We start from the raw sequence: 13,370 nt of genomic DNA on the forward strand, positions 1-13,370 counted from the left end.
GCGCCGGCTGGGGATGCGACAAACGAATGGTTCTCATGGCTGCCATGCGTACGGCGCATGTGTCGGCTACCGTTCCCGGATGCAGATCGAGGCCCTGGACGTGCTGCGGACGGTCGTCCGGCACGGGTCGATCACGGCGGCGGCGCGGGAGCTGCGCTACACCCAGTCGGCCGTGTCGCGGCAGATCGCCGCGCTCGAGGCGGAGTTCGGCGTGGTGCTGTTCGACCGGCTGCCACGCGGGGTGGCGCTGACCGACGAGGGACGCCGACTGCTGCCCCACGCCGAGGCGGTGCTGGACCGGCTCACCACCGCACGCCGCGAGCTGGACGCGCTGCGCGGTCTGGGTGGGGGCAGGCTGCGGGTGGGCGCGTTCCCCACCGCGGTGGCCGCGTTGGTGCCCCGCGCCCTGGCCGGGTTCCGCGACGCACACCCCGAGGTGGCCCTTTCCCTGGTCGAGGGGCGCACGCCGGCCCTGCTGGAGCGGCTGCTGGCCGGCGACGCCGACCTCGCGGTCGTGAGCGCCCCACCCGACCAGCCCCTCGACGCCGAGCGCTTCACCCTGCGGCACCTGCTCGACGAGCGGCTCCTGGTCGCCGTGCCCCGGCGGCATCCGCTGGCCCGGCGCCGCACCGTACGCCTGGCCGAGCTGGCCGGCGACTGCTTCATCGCCGGGTCTGCCGGCGGGGCGGACCCGTTCATGCGCGCCGCCATGCCGCCGGGGTTCCGGCCTAGGGTCGACATCGTGGCGGCGGACTGGACGGGCAAGCTGGGCTGCGTGGCCGCCGGCCTCGGCGTGGCCCTGGTGCCCGCGCTGGCCGTCCGCGCCACCCCGGCCGACCTCGCCCTGCTCCGGCTGCACCCCGACGACGCGCCGGCCCGGCGGGTGTACGCCGCGACCGTCGCCCACCGCCACCACACCCCCGCGGTGACCGAGCTCCTCCCCATCCTGACGACGATCGCCAAAACCCTCTAGCCGCGGACTCCGGGCCCCCACCCTCCCCGCGATCTTGCAGTTTCTGCCCCGGCGTTCCGGGTGGAAAGGTGCAAAACGGGGGCCGAAAGTGCAAGATCGCGGGGGAAAGGCGGGTCGCGGATATCCTCGGCCGGTGAACGCCTCCCGACGGCCGGACCGCACTCTGATCGCCTCGAACAAGAAGGCGCGGCACGACTACACCGTGCTCAAGACGTACGAGGCCGGGATCGTGCTCGTCGGCACGGAGGTCAAGTCCCTGCGGGAGGGGCGGGCGTCGCTGGTGGACGCGTTCGCCCAGGAGCGCGACGGCGAGATCATGCTGTACGGGCTGCACATCGCCGAGTACGGCTTCGGCAGCTGGACGAACCACCAGCCCCGGCGCACCCGCAAGCTGCTGCTGCACCGCGTGGAGATCGAGCGGATCCTCGCCAGGACCCGGGAGGGCGGCATCACGCTCGTGCCGCTGTCGATGTACTTCGAGAACGGCTGGGCCAAGGTCGAGCTGGCGCTGGCCCGGGGCCGTCGGTCCTACGACAAGCGGCAGGCCCTCGCCGAGCGGGACGCGAACCGGGAGATCGCCCGCGAGATGGGCCGCCACCTCAAGGGCCACCCCCGGCGCGGCTGACGCACCGTCGGCCGGCGGCTTCCGGGCGGCTCCTCGGCCGGCCCTGCCAGACGGAGGGGAAACGGCGTGTCCGGTAGTGGCGCGCCGGCTCACTGTTGACCGGCCGACGAGGCCGTGATCTGCTCCCTCCACGATCGTTGATGACAACGATTGTCGTTATCAAAGGAGGATCAGCATGTCCCTCACCGTCCCACCGACCCTGCTCGAGGCGGCCGAACGGGGCCCCGTCACCGACGCCGAGTTCCTGGCCTGCGTCCGCGAATCCCTGCCGTACGCCTGGGAGACCGTGAGCCGGGTCGTCGACGACCTCGACGCCAGCGGCGCCGAGCGGGCCGACAACCTCGTACCGCCGCCGACCGAGACCGAACGCGGCCAGTTGCTGCGGGCACTGGCCAGCGACGCGATCCGCGCGGGGCTGGAGCGCCACTTCGGGGTGCGGCTGGCCTTCCAGAACTGCCATCGGGTCGCGGCGTTCCGGCCGGCGGCGGTCGAATCGGCCGCGTACCGCGAGTTCGTCTCGCCGCGCGGGCAGCTGCTGAACCAATCGCCCGAGCTGCGCAACTGCTGACGGAGACCGTCACCGCACCGGTCAGTCGGCCAGGAGGTCGGCGTGGGCGGCGCGGAGCCGGGCCAGGGTGGGATCGCCACCCGGTGCGGCCCGCCGGTCGAGCTCGGCCCACGCCTGGGCCAGGGCGACGCGGACGGCACGCAGCTCGGCGGCATGCCGTCGGCCGCTCTGCTCGCGCAGCTCGTCGAGCCGGCGGGCCCATCCGGTGGCGACCGCGGCGAGCCGGTCGGCGTCGGCCCGGGTCTGCGCGAGGGTGCGGGCGGCGCCGGCCGGCACGATCGCGGCGATCGGGCGCGGGTCGCCGTCGCGGGTCACCACCGTGACGGTGTCGGTCAGCTCGGCGAGGGCGACGAGCTGCGTGAGCCGGGTGCGCACCTCGCGCAGCGGCAGGGAGCGCGGCTGCTCGGGGTGAGGGGTCAGCGCGGGGACAGCCATGGATGCATGCTGCCGTCCGGGTACGACAGAAACGGCTCTGGACATCTACAGTTAACAATCCTAATAATTGTGCATCCGTCGATCCGACGGCCCTCGTACCGGGAGGTCCGGATGCGTCGTCATGCCCGTTTCCCGCTGCTCGCCGTCCTGGCCGCGCTCGCCACCGTCGCCGGCGCGACCCTCGTCCTCGCCGTCCCGGCGCGGGCCGCCGGCCCGACCGCCACCTTCGCCAAGACCTCCGACTGGGGCACCGGATGGGAGGGGAGGTACACCATCACCAACGGCGGCGCGGGCACGATCACCGGGTGGCAGGTCGCCTTCACCCTGCCGGCCGGCACCACCCTCGGCTCCTACTGGGACGCCACACTCACCAGTTCCGCGCAGCGGCACACCTTCACGAACCGGTCCTGGAACGGCACCATCGCCCCCGGGGCGTCGGTCTCGTTCGGCTTCCTGGCCACGGGTTCCGGCACACCCACCGACTGCACCCTGAACGGCGCGCCGTGCGGCGGAGGCACACCCACCACGCCGCCCACCACGACTCCCCCACCCACGACGCCGCCGCCGACCACTCCCCCGCCCACCACTCCGCCGCCGACCACCCCGCCGGCCGGCGGGATCCCGCGGCACGCTCTCATCGGCTACCTGCACGCGAGCTTCGCCAACGGCTCGGGCTACCTGCGGATGGCCGACGTGCCGGCCGACTGGGACATCGTCAACCTCGCGTTCGGCGAACCCACCTCGGTGACGTCCGGCGACATCCGCTTCCAGCTCTGCCCGGCCAGCGAGTGCCCCGGCGTCGAGACCGAGGCCGAGTTCGTCGCCGCGATCCGGGCCAAGCAGCAGCAGGGCAAGAAGGTGCTGCTCTCCATCGGCGGGCAGAACGGCCAGGTGCAGCTCACCACGACCGCCGCCCGCGACACGTTCGTCCGCTCGGTCTCGGCGATCATCGACCGGTACGGGCTGAACGGGCTCGACATCGACTTCGAGGGGCACTCGCTCTACCTGAACCCCGGCGACACCGACTTCCGCAACCCGACCACACCGGTCATCGTGAACCTGATCTCGGCGATCCGTGCGCTCAAGCAGCGCTACGGCGCGGGCTTCGTCCTGACCATGGCGCCCGAGACATTCTTCGTGCAGCTCGGCTACCAGTTCTACGGGTCCGGCCCGTGGGGCGGGCAGGACCCGCGCGCCGGGTCGTACCTGCCGGTGATCCACGCGCTGCGGGACGACCTCACGGTGCTGCACGTGCAGGACTACAACTCCGGACCGATCATGGGGCTCGACAACCAGTACCACACGATGGGCGGCGCCGACTTCCACGTCGCGATGACCGACATGCTCCTGGCCGGGTTCCCCGTGGCCGGCAACGCGTCCGCGGTCTTCCCGCCGCTGCGCGAGGACCAGGTGGCCTTCGGCGCCCCCTCCTCGGTCAGCGCCGGCAACGGCTACCTCGCCCCGGCCGGTGTGCAGGCGGCGGTGACCTGCCTCGTCCGCGGTCAGAGCTGCGGCAGCTACACTCCCCGCAGCGGGACCAACCCCGCGTTCCGCGGTCTCATGACCTGGTCGATCAACTGGGACCGGTACTACAACTGGGAGTTCCGCCTCAACCACGGCCCCTTCCTCCGGTCACTACCCTGACCCCACCCCGGCCCACCCCGCCCCGGTGATCAAGAGGTTTGCGTCGCCCGCGCGCCGGATCCTGACGCAAACCTCTTGATCACCGGCGGTGGGCGGGCGGCGCGCGGCGGGATCAGATCACCACGTGCGTCCAGTAGCTCAGCCAGAGCACGAACAGGGCTCCCTGGAGCAGGGCGAGGACGGCCGTCAGCCACACGTCGACGGTGGCGTTGCGGGTCCACCGGGCCAGGACGAGGCCCACCGGGAACGCGGCGAGGAGGTACCGCAGCAGGCTCTTGAAGACCGGCGGGCCCATCGACAGCGGCACCAGCACCACGAGCAGGCCGTAGACGAGGTACGCCGGATTCCGGCGGCGCAGCCCCACCACGAGGACCACCAGCACCGCGAGCGTGAACCACGCCCGGGCGGCGTCCAGGGCCGGCCCGAACAGGCCGCCGACCAGCACCCCGAACGGGTTCTGCACCCGGATTCCCCAGCCGGTCTCCTGCGCGTGCTGGTAGGCGAACCAGTCGCCGCCCCGCCAGCGGCAGAACGCCATGAAGGTGAACCAGCCGGCGGGAAGCAGCAGCAACGGCCACCCGGTCCGCACGTAGTGCGGCCACGCGCGCGGGCGCAGCCGCCAGCCGTGCTGCTGCACGAGCAGCACGGCGAGCGGTATGGCCACGAACATGCCGACGGACCGGCTGAGCGCGAGGAGGAACCCGAGGACGCCGACGACCAGCCACCGCCGCCGCTCGGCGTAGTGGAAGGCGGCGAGCACCAGGCAGAGGAAGAGCGACTCGGTCAGCGCGGCCTGGAACAGGAAGGCCGCCGGCATGAGCACCAGGTACCGGACGAACCGCCGGGCGGCCGCGTCGTCGCCGAGCAGCCGCTGACCCAGCCCGTACGCGTACCGCAGCAGCAGCAGGAACGCGACGTTGCTGATCAGCAACAGGGCGAGAGCGTTGTTCCCGCCGAGCACGGCGCCGAGCGCGCGGGCCAGGAACGGGTAGAGCAAGGGGAACCCGAAGTCGTGCCACGGCCCCGTCAACGGCAGTTCGCTGAGCCGCAGGTAGATGATCGAGTCCCAGGCGAACCAGAACGAGTACCACCGGTGCCCGGAGATGTCCTGCTGCTGCTGCCACATGAGCGCGTCCTCGGCCGGCGGGATGCCGGGGACGCCGTCCCAGGCGTGCAGCACCACCAACGCGACGAGGGTGAGCAGCAGCTTCGATCCGACGAAGAGCGCGAGGACGTACGGCCAGGGCGCCGGCACCCGCCGACCGAGCCGGGCGATCCACGCGCCGGCCGCCGCGAGCCGGGTGCGCGGGCGCGCCACGCGGCGCCGTACGCCGGTGGTGCTCCCCCACTGGTCGATCATCTCGGATGCTCCCGCGGCCCGCGGCCGACCCCCGAGGCCGCGAACGCGTGGCGTGTGCCCGCCACCGCACCGCCGAACCTCACTCGACCCGGTGATTCGCGGCGGCGTTCCCGGGATCCGCCGGGTGAGCGGGTGAGTTCGGCCGGATAAGGGGTACGCGGCGCGCTCAACGGCAGCCCCGGACAGGGAGCGCGGCGGATGGGCGAGCAGCACGGGACGGTGGTCATCGGGGCGGGGCCGGCGGGGCTGACGGCCGCGTACGAGTTGCTGCGCCGGGGCGAGCCGGTACGGGTGTTCGAGGCCGACGAGGTGGTCGGCGGGATCAGCCGGACGGTGGAGCGCGACGGTTGGCGCTTCGACATCGGCGGGCACCGGTTCTTCACGAAGGTGCGCCGGGTGGAGGCGTTCTGGCACGAGATCCTGCCGGCCGAGGACTTCCTGCTGCGGCCCCGGATGAGCCGGATCTTCTACCGGGGTGCGCTGTACCGCTACCCGCTCAGCGCGGGCAACGCCCTGCGCAACCTGGGCGTGTGGGAGGCGGCCCGCTGCGTGGGCTCGTACGCCCGCGCCCGACTGCGGCCGCCGAGGGACCAGTCGCACTTCGAGGGTTGGGTGTCGGCCCGGTTCGGCTGGCGCCTGTACTCGATGTTCTTCAAGACGTACACCGAGAAGGTCTGGGGGATGCCCGCCGACCAGCTCCGGGCCGACTGGGCCGCGCAGCGGATCAAGAACCTGTCGCTGGCCACGGCGGTGCGCAACGCGTTGCTGCCCCGCCGCCACCGCATCGACGTGACGAGTCTCATCGAGGAGTTCCAGTATCCGAAGTACGGCCCGGGGATGATGTGGGAGCGCTGCGCGGACGAGGTGCGCGCCCGCGGCGGTCAGCTCGACACGGGCACCTGGGTGACGACGGTGCACCGCGACCCGGCGCGGCGGCGGGCCGTGGCGGTGACGGTCAACGGTGTGAGCGGCGAGCGGTCCGTGCCCGCCGATCACGTGATCTCCTCCATGCCGCTGCCGGAGCTGGTGGCCGCCCTGCGTCCGGTCGCCCCGCCCGAGGTGCGGGAGTGCGCCGCCGACCTGCGCCACCGCGACTTCCTCACGGTGGCGCTCGTGCTCCCGGCCCGGTTCTCCTTCCCGGACAACTGGATCTACATCCACGACCCGGCGGTCCGGGTGGGCCGGATCCAGAACTTCGGCTCGTGGTCGCCGTACCTCGTGAAGGACGGGCGGACCTGCCTCGGGTTGGAGTACTTCGTGTTCGAGGGCGACGAGATGTGGCGCCGGACGGACGACGACCTGGTGTCGCTGGCGACCGCCGAACTGGAGCGGCTCGGCCTGGCAAGGCCTGGCGCGGTCGAGGCGGGATACGTGGTACGGATGCCCAAGGCCTACCCGGTGTACGACGAGCGGTACCAGCACAACGTCGAGGTGGTCCGTCGCTGGCTGGCCCGCGAGGTGCCGAACGTGCACCCCGTGGGGCGCAACGGCATGCACCGCTACAACAACCAGGACCACTCGATGCTGACGGCCATGCTGACGGTCGAGAACATCGTCGACGGAACCGCCCACGACGTGTGGTCGGTGAACGTCGAGGAGGACTACCACGAGCAGAGCCGGACCGCGCGGCCTGGCCAGGGGACGGGCCGGGACGCGCCGATCATGCCGAGCCGGACCATCCGGGGCGCGACCGGGGCACGCGACGGCGTCCGGGCCGCGACGGAGCCGCCCGCGCAGGCGCCGCTGGTCTGACCGCGCGCGCCGTGCGGAGCGCGACCGGGGCCGCGGGCGGGCGGTCGGCGGGTTAGCCTGGCCGGCGTGTCGCGGATCTCGACGGGACCGGTACGGGCGCGGCCGGGCGGCGTCGGGTGAGCGCGCCCAGCCCGACCCAGCGCCCGCTCACGCAGACCGACGTCTCCCGGTTGGTCCACGCCTCGTTCGGGCCGCGGGCCGGCGTCGCCGACTGCGGGCCGCTGCACGGTGGCGGCTTCGCCGCCGTCTGGTGGGTACGCCTCGACGACGGCCGCGAGGTGGTGCTGAAGGTCGCGCCGCCGGAGGGCGCGCGGCTGCTGCGCTACGAACGGGGTCTCTGCGCGGCGGAGGCCCGCTACTTCCGGCTGGTGGCCGCGCGCGCCCCGGACGTGCCCGTGCCGCCCGTGCTACACCACGGCCGCGACCCGGCGTACGGGGAGTGGCTGGTCACCGGCCTGCTGCCCGGCCGGTCGCTGGCCGACCTGGCGGCCGACGGGGACGCCGACGACGGCCCGGTCCGGTTCGCGACCGGGCGTGCGCTCGCCACCTTGCACCGGATCACCGGCCCGTGCTTCGGCTACGACGACGGCGAGCGGCCGTGCGCGGCGACGTGGCCGGAGGCGTTCGCCGCCATGGTGGACGACCTGCTCGCCGACGCCGCCGACTGGGAGGTGGAGTTGCCGGCCGAGCCGGGGCGGATCCGCGCGTTGGTCCGGCGGCACGCGCCGGCGCTGGGCGTGGTGCGCCACCCCGCGCTGCTGCACTTCGACTGCTGGGACGGCAACGTCCTCGCCGCGCCCGGCCCCGACGGCCGGCTACGGCTCGCGGGCCTGGTCGACGGGGAACGGTTCCTCTACGGCGACCCGCTGCTGGATCTGACCTCCCCGTTGCTGTTCCGCCGGGTCGAGGACGAGCCGGACCACCCGACGGTGCGCGGCTACCGCGACGTCGCCGGGCCGCTCGACCTGGACGACGGGGCCCGCCGCCGGCTCGGCCTCTACCGGATGCACCTGTACCTGGTCATGAACGTGGAGGGGCCCAGCCGGGGCATGACGCCGGACAGCCACCCGCAACGGCACACGGCGCTGGCCGACCTGCTGCGGCGGGAACTGGCCGACCTCGCGCGGGACTGAGGCGGCACCGTCACCGCACCGACCCGGGCCGGCGGGAAACGCGTTGCCGACCTCGCCCGGCGACGCCTAGGGTGCCTCGCCGTGCAGATTCGCGAGTTCGCGTCGCAGGACTGGGCGCAGGTGTGGCCGATCATCGAGGCCGTGGTCCGGGCGCAGGAGACGTTCCCGTACGACCCGGCGCTGAGCGCCGACGACGCGTACGGCATGTGGGTGGAGGCGCCACCCGGCCGGACGGTCGTGGCCGTCGACGGTGACCGCGTGCTGGGCACGGCGAAGATGGGCACCAACCGGCCGGGGCCCGGATCGCACGTCGCCACGGCGAGCTTCATGGTGGCGGCGGACGCGCGCGGCCGGGGTGTGGGCACCGCCCTGTGCCGGGATGCGCTGGGCTGGGCACGCCGGCGCGGCTACGCCGGTATGCAGTTCAACGCGGTGGTCGAGACGAACCGGGCGGCCGTCGAGCTGTACCGGCGGGAGGGCTTCGCCGTGGTCGGTACGGTGCCCGGCGCGTTCCGGCACCCGGCCCTCGGCCGGGTCGGCCTGCACGTCATGTACCAGGAGTTCTGACCACCCGCACCCCGCCGCCGGCGGCTGGCGGCGGCGGGGCGGCCGGTCAGCCGGAGACCCGGCCGTGCAGCACCAGGGCCCAGGTGAGCAGCCCGAACCCGGCCGTCGAGGCGGCCGCGCGCAGCAGGTTCCACCGGATCCAGGCCGGCGCGAACCGGTCCCGGACGGCCGCGATTTCGGTGAGCCGGTCCGGGTCGCCGGCGCGCGCGAGCGCGTCGTTGAGCGGGACGTTGGCCGCCATCGTCACCACGAGGACGACCAGGTAGAGCACCAGCGCCGCCACGATCCACGGCAGGGCGCCACGCCACCCGGCGCCCAGGTGCAGGCCCGCCGCCACCGCGGTGAGGAGCAGCGCGCCGAAGAAGCAGACGAAGAACCAACCGTTCAGGATGGACTCGTTGATGCGCTGCATCGCCACGACGAGCGTCCGGTCGTCGGCCCGGGACAGGCCGGGCATGACGGAGTAGGCGAAGGCCGCGAAGAGGCCGGCCATCAGGCCCATGGTCACCGTCGCGGCGAGCAGGCTCAGGGTGCGCAGTGCGTTCATGGCCCCATTCAACGGGGCACGCGCCGGGCCGGCCATGCGCCGCCGCATCGCTCACATACGCGTCCGTCTCACCGGCCCGGGGCGTACGGGGCGAGCGGGTTGGGCAGCGTGCCGACGAGTTGCAGCGCGGCCGACGGGTCGGCGAGGTCGACCATCTGCTGGTTGTCCCGCAGCTGGAGGCGGTTGAGGCAGGACAGGGCGAACTCCGGGGCGAACAGGTCGTAGCGCCGGGCCCGCTCGGCCAGGTGCGGGACGCCGGCCAGGTAGTCGGCGACGCAGGCGGCCACCGTACGCCAGAAGGCGTCCTCGGGAAGGGTGCCGGCCTCGGCGAGCACGGCGCCGAGGTGGCGCAGGAAGCAGTCCACCACGTCGGTGAAGATGGAGAGCAACTTCATCTCCTCGGGGACGTCGGCGCGGATCCGCTCGACCTCCGGTGGCAGCGGCCGGTCGGCGCTCATCACCACGATCTCCTCGGCGATGTCCTTGAGGATCACCCGCTCGACGGTGTCCCGCTCGTCGAGCACGAGGATCACGTTCTCGCCGTGCGGCATGAAGGCCAGGTCGTGGGCGTAGAAGGCGTGCAGCAGCGGGGTCAGGTAGGCGTCGAGGTAGCGGCGCAGCCACGCTTCCGGCGCCAGCCCGGAACGGTCGACGAGCGCGGCCGCGAGGGAGCCGCCGTCGCGGTCGACGTGCAGCAGCGCGGCCATGGTGGCCAGCCGGCGGCCGGGCGCCAGGCCCGGCACCGGGCTCTCCCGCCACAGCGCGGCGAGCATCTTCCGGTACGGGGAGTACCGGTCGGTGGCCGCCTCGTACTGCCGGTGCCGGTAGCCGACCGCGGCCCGTTCCCGGATGACGGTGACCCCGGTCGCGGCGAGGACCTCGTCCCCGGCGATCAGGTCGGCGAGCCAGTCGTTGATGGCCGGGGTGCCGGCCATGTACGCGGCCGACAGGCCCCGCATGAAGCCCATGTTGAGCACCGAGAGCGCGGTCTTGACGTAGTGGCGGCCCGGCTCGGTGAGGTTGAAGAACGTCCGGATGGACTGCTGGGCGAGGTGCTCGTCCGGGCCGGGGCCGAGGTGGACGAGCCGGCGTTGGGCGACCTCGCCGGCGAAGGTGACGGAGATCTTGTGCCGCCACTGCCAGGGATGGACGGGGATCAGCAGGTAGTCGGCGAGGTCGAGGCCGAGGCCGGCCATGACGTCCGCGAAGCGGGACAGCGTCTCCGCGCCGAGTTCTCCGTGGACCAGGGTCTCGTAGTCGATGTCGGCGGCGCTGCTGAACGCGGCGTGGTCGCGGTGCGCGGCCAGCCAGACCAGCCGGACCGGGCGGGCGGCCTCCGGGGCGTACCGGTGGTATTCGTCGATGCCGAAGCCGAGCCGGCCGTTGTTGGCCACGAAGCATGGGTGGCCCTCGGTCATCGAGGTCTCGATGGTCTGGAAGTCGGCGCCGGCCAGTTCCTTGGCGGTGACAGGCGGCCGGTCGAGCTTGTACGCGGTGCCGGCCAGGGTGGAGGTGATCTCCTCCAGGTAGACGGGCAGGACGCGGTCGGAGAGCCCGAGCGTGTCGCGCAGCTCGACGATCAGGTCGACGGCGTCGAGGGGCAGTTCGTCGTCGCCGCGGTGCCGGACGATGCTCCGGGCGTCGATCTGCCAGTGCGCCAGCGTGCGTACCCGGGCCGCGAACCGGTACGTGACCGCCGCGTCGTCGCTGGTGACGGCGTACCAGGACAGGCCGTCGGCGGGCGCGTCGGCGCCGGCGGGCGCGTCCGCCGGCACCGGGTCGAGCAGCCGTTCGTGGGCGAACTCGGCGAGCGCCTTGCGGACCAGCAGCCGGTTGGCGCGGGCCCAGTGCGCCGGGGTGAGGTGGGCCACGAAGTCGAACGCGGTCACGCCGGAACTCCGTCCGGGTCGGACACGCCGGTGACGGCGTGGAAGCGGGCGCGGGTGCAGATGCTCAACAGGGCGTCCTTCTCGGGTTTGGTGACGGTGCCGACGACCTCGAAGCCGACGGCGGCGTTGAGGGCGTGGACCGCGGTGTTGCGGACGTCGGGCTCGACCACCACCCGGCGCGTGACCGGGTCGGCGAAGAGCCAGGCCATGACCGTCGTGATCACGGCACGGGTGAATCCGTGCACGGGGGTGTCGGTGGGCGCGCACAGGAAGTGCATGCCCACGTCGCCGGGGCGCGCGTCGTGCAGCCCCACCAACTCGACGTGCGCGGGGTCGTAGCGTTCGGCCAGGAAGGCGGGACGGCCCCGCCAGTGCCCGAGGTAGGCGTCGTGGTGCGCGTGGGCGGCGATGCGCCGGTACTCCTCGGCGACGCGAACCACGTCCGCGTCCTGCATGAGCCAGAACGCCGCCTTGGGGTGGGTCACCCAGCGGTGCAGCAGCGCGGCGTCGGCGTCCGGGTCGACCGGCCGCAGGGTGAACTCGCCGAGGCGCGGGTCGGTCCTCGTGAACGCGGTCACGACGTCATCCCCGCGGGTGCCCCGAACTCCTGGAAGGTGATGCTCTTCTCGATCGGGTAGTGCTCCCGGCCGAGCAGCTCGCGGATGATCCAGGAGTTGCGGTACGGGCCCATGCCGAGGTCGGGCGAGGTGATGCTGTGGGTGTGGGTGCCGGCGTTCTGGAGGAAGATGCCCCGCCCGGTGTGGTCGATGCTGTAGTTGCGGGCCACGTCGAAGCGGCCGTGGGAGTCCCAGCGGATCCGGTCGCGCACCGGTTCCAGGAACGCCGGGGTCCGGTAGCGGTAGCCGGTGGCGAGCACCAGGCCCTCGGTGCGGAGCGTGACGTCGCGCTCCTGCTCGACGTGGCGCAGCCCCAGGGTGTACGCCCCGGCGGTCGCGTCGTACGCGGCGCTGACCAGTTCGGTGTTGGTGAGCAGCCGCGTGTTCACGGGGCCGGGCACGCTTCGTTCGTAGAGCAGGTCGAAGATGCCGTCGATCAGGTCGGCGCTGATCCCCTTGAACAGCCCCTCCTGCTCGGACTCCAGCCGGTAGCGGGTCCGCTCGGGCAGCGCGTGGAAGTAGTCCACGTAGTCCGGTGAGGTCATCTCCAGCGTGAGCTTCGTGTACTCCAGCGGGAAGAACCGGGGCGAGCGGGTGACCCAGTTCAGCTGGTAGCCGTACGCGTCGATGTCGGTGAGCAGGTCGTGGTAGATCTCGGCCGCGCTCTGCCCGCTGCCGAGCACGGTGATGCTCCGCTTGGCCCGCAGCGCCGTACGGTGCTCCAGGTAGCGGGAGGTGTGGACGGCGTCGCCGCCCAACCCGGCGCAGGCGTCCGGCACGTACGGCGGGGTGCCGGTGCCGAGCACGAGGTGCCGGCCGCGGTAGGTGACCGTGTCACCGTCGGCGACCCGGGCCCGCACCACGTACTCCTCGGCGGCCGGGTCGTACTCGACAGTGGTGACCTCGTGCCCGAAGCGCAGGTTCGGCAGCTTCGCGGCGGCCCAGCGGCAGTAGGCGCTGTACTCGCTGCGCAGCGGGTAGACGTTCTCCCGGATGTAGAACGGGTAGAGGCGGCCGGTCTCCTTGAGGTAGCTGAGGAAGGAGAACGGCGAGGTCGGGTCGGCGAGGGTCACCAGGTCGGCCAGGAACGGCGTCTGCAACCGCGCCGATTCCAGCAACATGCCCGGGTGCCAGTCGACACCCGGCCGGGCCTCGAGGAACACCCCGTCCAGGTCGGGGATCGGTGCGGTCAGGCAGGCCAGGCCCAGGTTGTACGGGCCGAGCCCGATGGCGATGAAGTCGTGCGTGGTCATCCGGCCC

Annotated in this window: 13 protein-coding genes; 7 read left to right on the forward strand and 6 right to left on the reverse strand. The window is 72.8% G+C overall.

Annotated features, from left to right (window positions below):
- Positions 1-79: 79 nt before the first annotated feature.
- The 3 genes from D7193_RS22855 (at position 80) to D7193_RS22865 (ending at position 2,166) form a co-directional block, all read left to right on the forward strand.
- Positions 80-973: a LysR family transcriptional regulator gene (locus D7193_RS22855; protein ID WP_120781598.1), complete on the forward strand. Its 894-nt coding sequence runs from the start codon at positions 80-82 to the stop codon at positions 971-973.
- Between the two features lie 133 nt (positions 974-1,106).
- Complete coding sequence (gene smpB, locus D7193_RS22860; protein ID WP_120781599.1) at positions 1,107-1,598, forward strand: SsrA-binding protein SmpB; 492 nt, start codon at positions 1,107-1,109, stop codon at positions 1,596-1,598.
- Positions 1,599-1,773: 175 nt separating this feature from the next.
- Positions 1,774-2,166: an SCO5389 family protein gene (locus D7193_RS22865; RefSeq protein WP_120781600.1), complete on the forward strand. Its 393-nt coding sequence runs from the start codon at positions 1,774-1,776 to the stop codon at positions 2,164-2,166.
- Positions 2,167-2,187: 21 nt separating this feature from the next.
- Here the strand turns inward: D7193_RS22865 and D7193_RS22870 are convergent, their stop codons facing one another.
- Positions 2,188-2,601 (reverse strand): type II toxin-antitoxin system Phd/YefM family antitoxin, encoded by a 414-nt coding sequence (locus D7193_RS22870; RefSeq protein ID WP_120781601.1) that lies wholly within the window; start codon positions 2,599-2,601, stop codon positions 2,188-2,190.
- A 111-nt stretch (positions 2,602-2,712) separates the two neighbouring features.
- On the opposite strand from D7193_RS22870, the gene D7193_RS22875 reads away from it, so the two are divergent.
- Positions 2,713-4,245 (forward strand): chitinase, encoded by a 1,533-nt coding sequence (locus D7193_RS22875; protein ID WP_120781602.1) that lies wholly within the window; start codon positions 2,713-2,715, stop codon positions 4,243-4,245.
- Between the two features lie 112 nt (positions 4,246-4,357).
- Here D7193_RS22875 and D7193_RS22880 read toward each other — a convergent pair whose 3' ends face one another.
- A complete protein-coding gene (locus D7193_RS22880) occupies positions 4,358-5,605 on the reverse strand; it encodes a glycosyltransferase family 39 protein (protein WP_241563310.1) in 1,248 nt (415 codons plus the stop codon).
- Positions 5,606-5,803: 198 nt separating this feature from the next.
- Between D7193_RS22880 and D7193_RS22885 the strand changes: the two genes are divergently transcribed.
- From D7193_RS22885 to D7193_RS22895, 3 genes are all read left to right on the forward strand, one after another.
- Positions 5,804-7,357 carry an NAD(P)/FAD-dependent oxidoreductase gene (locus D7193_RS22885; RefSeq protein WP_120781603.1) on the forward strand — a complete coding sequence of 518 codons (1,554 nt, stop codon included), beginning with the start codon at positions 5,804-5,806 and terminating at the stop codon, positions 7,355-7,357.
- A gap of 116 nt (positions 7,358-7,473) precedes the next feature.
- Complete coding sequence (locus D7193_RS22890) at positions 7,474-8,490, forward strand: phosphotransferase family protein (protein ID WP_120781604.1); 1,017 nt, start codon at positions 7,474-7,476, stop codon at positions 8,488-8,490.
- An 81-nt stretch (positions 8,491-8,571) separates the two neighbouring features.
- Positions 8,572-9,057, forward strand: coding sequence for a GNAT family N-acetyltransferase (locus D7193_RS22895; RefSeq protein WP_120781605.1), 486 nt, complete (start codon positions 8,572-8,574; stop codon positions 9,055-9,057).
- 46 nt (positions 9,058-9,103) lie between these two features.
- Here the strand turns inward: D7193_RS22895 and D7193_RS22900 are convergent, their stop codons facing one another.
- From D7193_RS22900 to D7193_RS22915, 4 genes are all read right to left on the reverse strand, one after another.
- The gene (locus D7193_RS22900; protein ID WP_120781606.1) at positions 9,104-9,604 is read right to left on the reverse strand and encodes an anthrone oxygenase family protein; all 501 of its coding nucleotides are present in this window, start codon (positions 9,602-9,604) and stop codon (positions 9,104-9,106) included.
- A gap of 68 nt (positions 9,605-9,672) precedes the next feature.
- Positions 9,673-11,493 carry an IucA/IucC family protein gene (locus D7193_RS22905; protein WP_120781607.1) on the reverse strand — a complete coding sequence of 607 codons (1,821 nt, stop codon included), beginning with the start codon at positions 11,491-11,493 and terminating at the stop codon, positions 9,673-9,675.
- Positions 11,490-12,071: a GNAT family N-acetyltransferase gene (locus tag D7193_RS22910; RefSeq protein WP_120781608.1), complete on the reverse strand. Its 582-nt coding sequence runs from the start codon at positions 12,069-12,071 to the stop codon at positions 11,490-11,492. The genes D7193_RS22905 and D7193_RS22910 overlap by 4 nt, the downstream gene beginning before the upstream one ends.
- Positions 12,068-13,363 (reverse strand): lysine N(6)-hydroxylase/L-ornithine N(5)-oxygenase family protein, encoded by a 1,296-nt coding sequence (locus D7193_RS22915; protein WP_120781609.1) that lies wholly within the window; start codon positions 13,361-13,363, stop codon positions 12,068-12,070. Before D7193_RS22915 ends, D7193_RS22910 begins: the two co-directional genes overlap by 4 nt.
- Positions 13,364-13,370 lie beyond the last annotated feature (7 nt).

The organism is Micromonospora costi (assembly GCF_003626655.1).
Taxonomy (GTDB): Bacteria; Actinomycetota; Actinomycetes; order Mycobacteriales; family Micromonosporaceae; genus Micromonospora; species Micromonospora costi.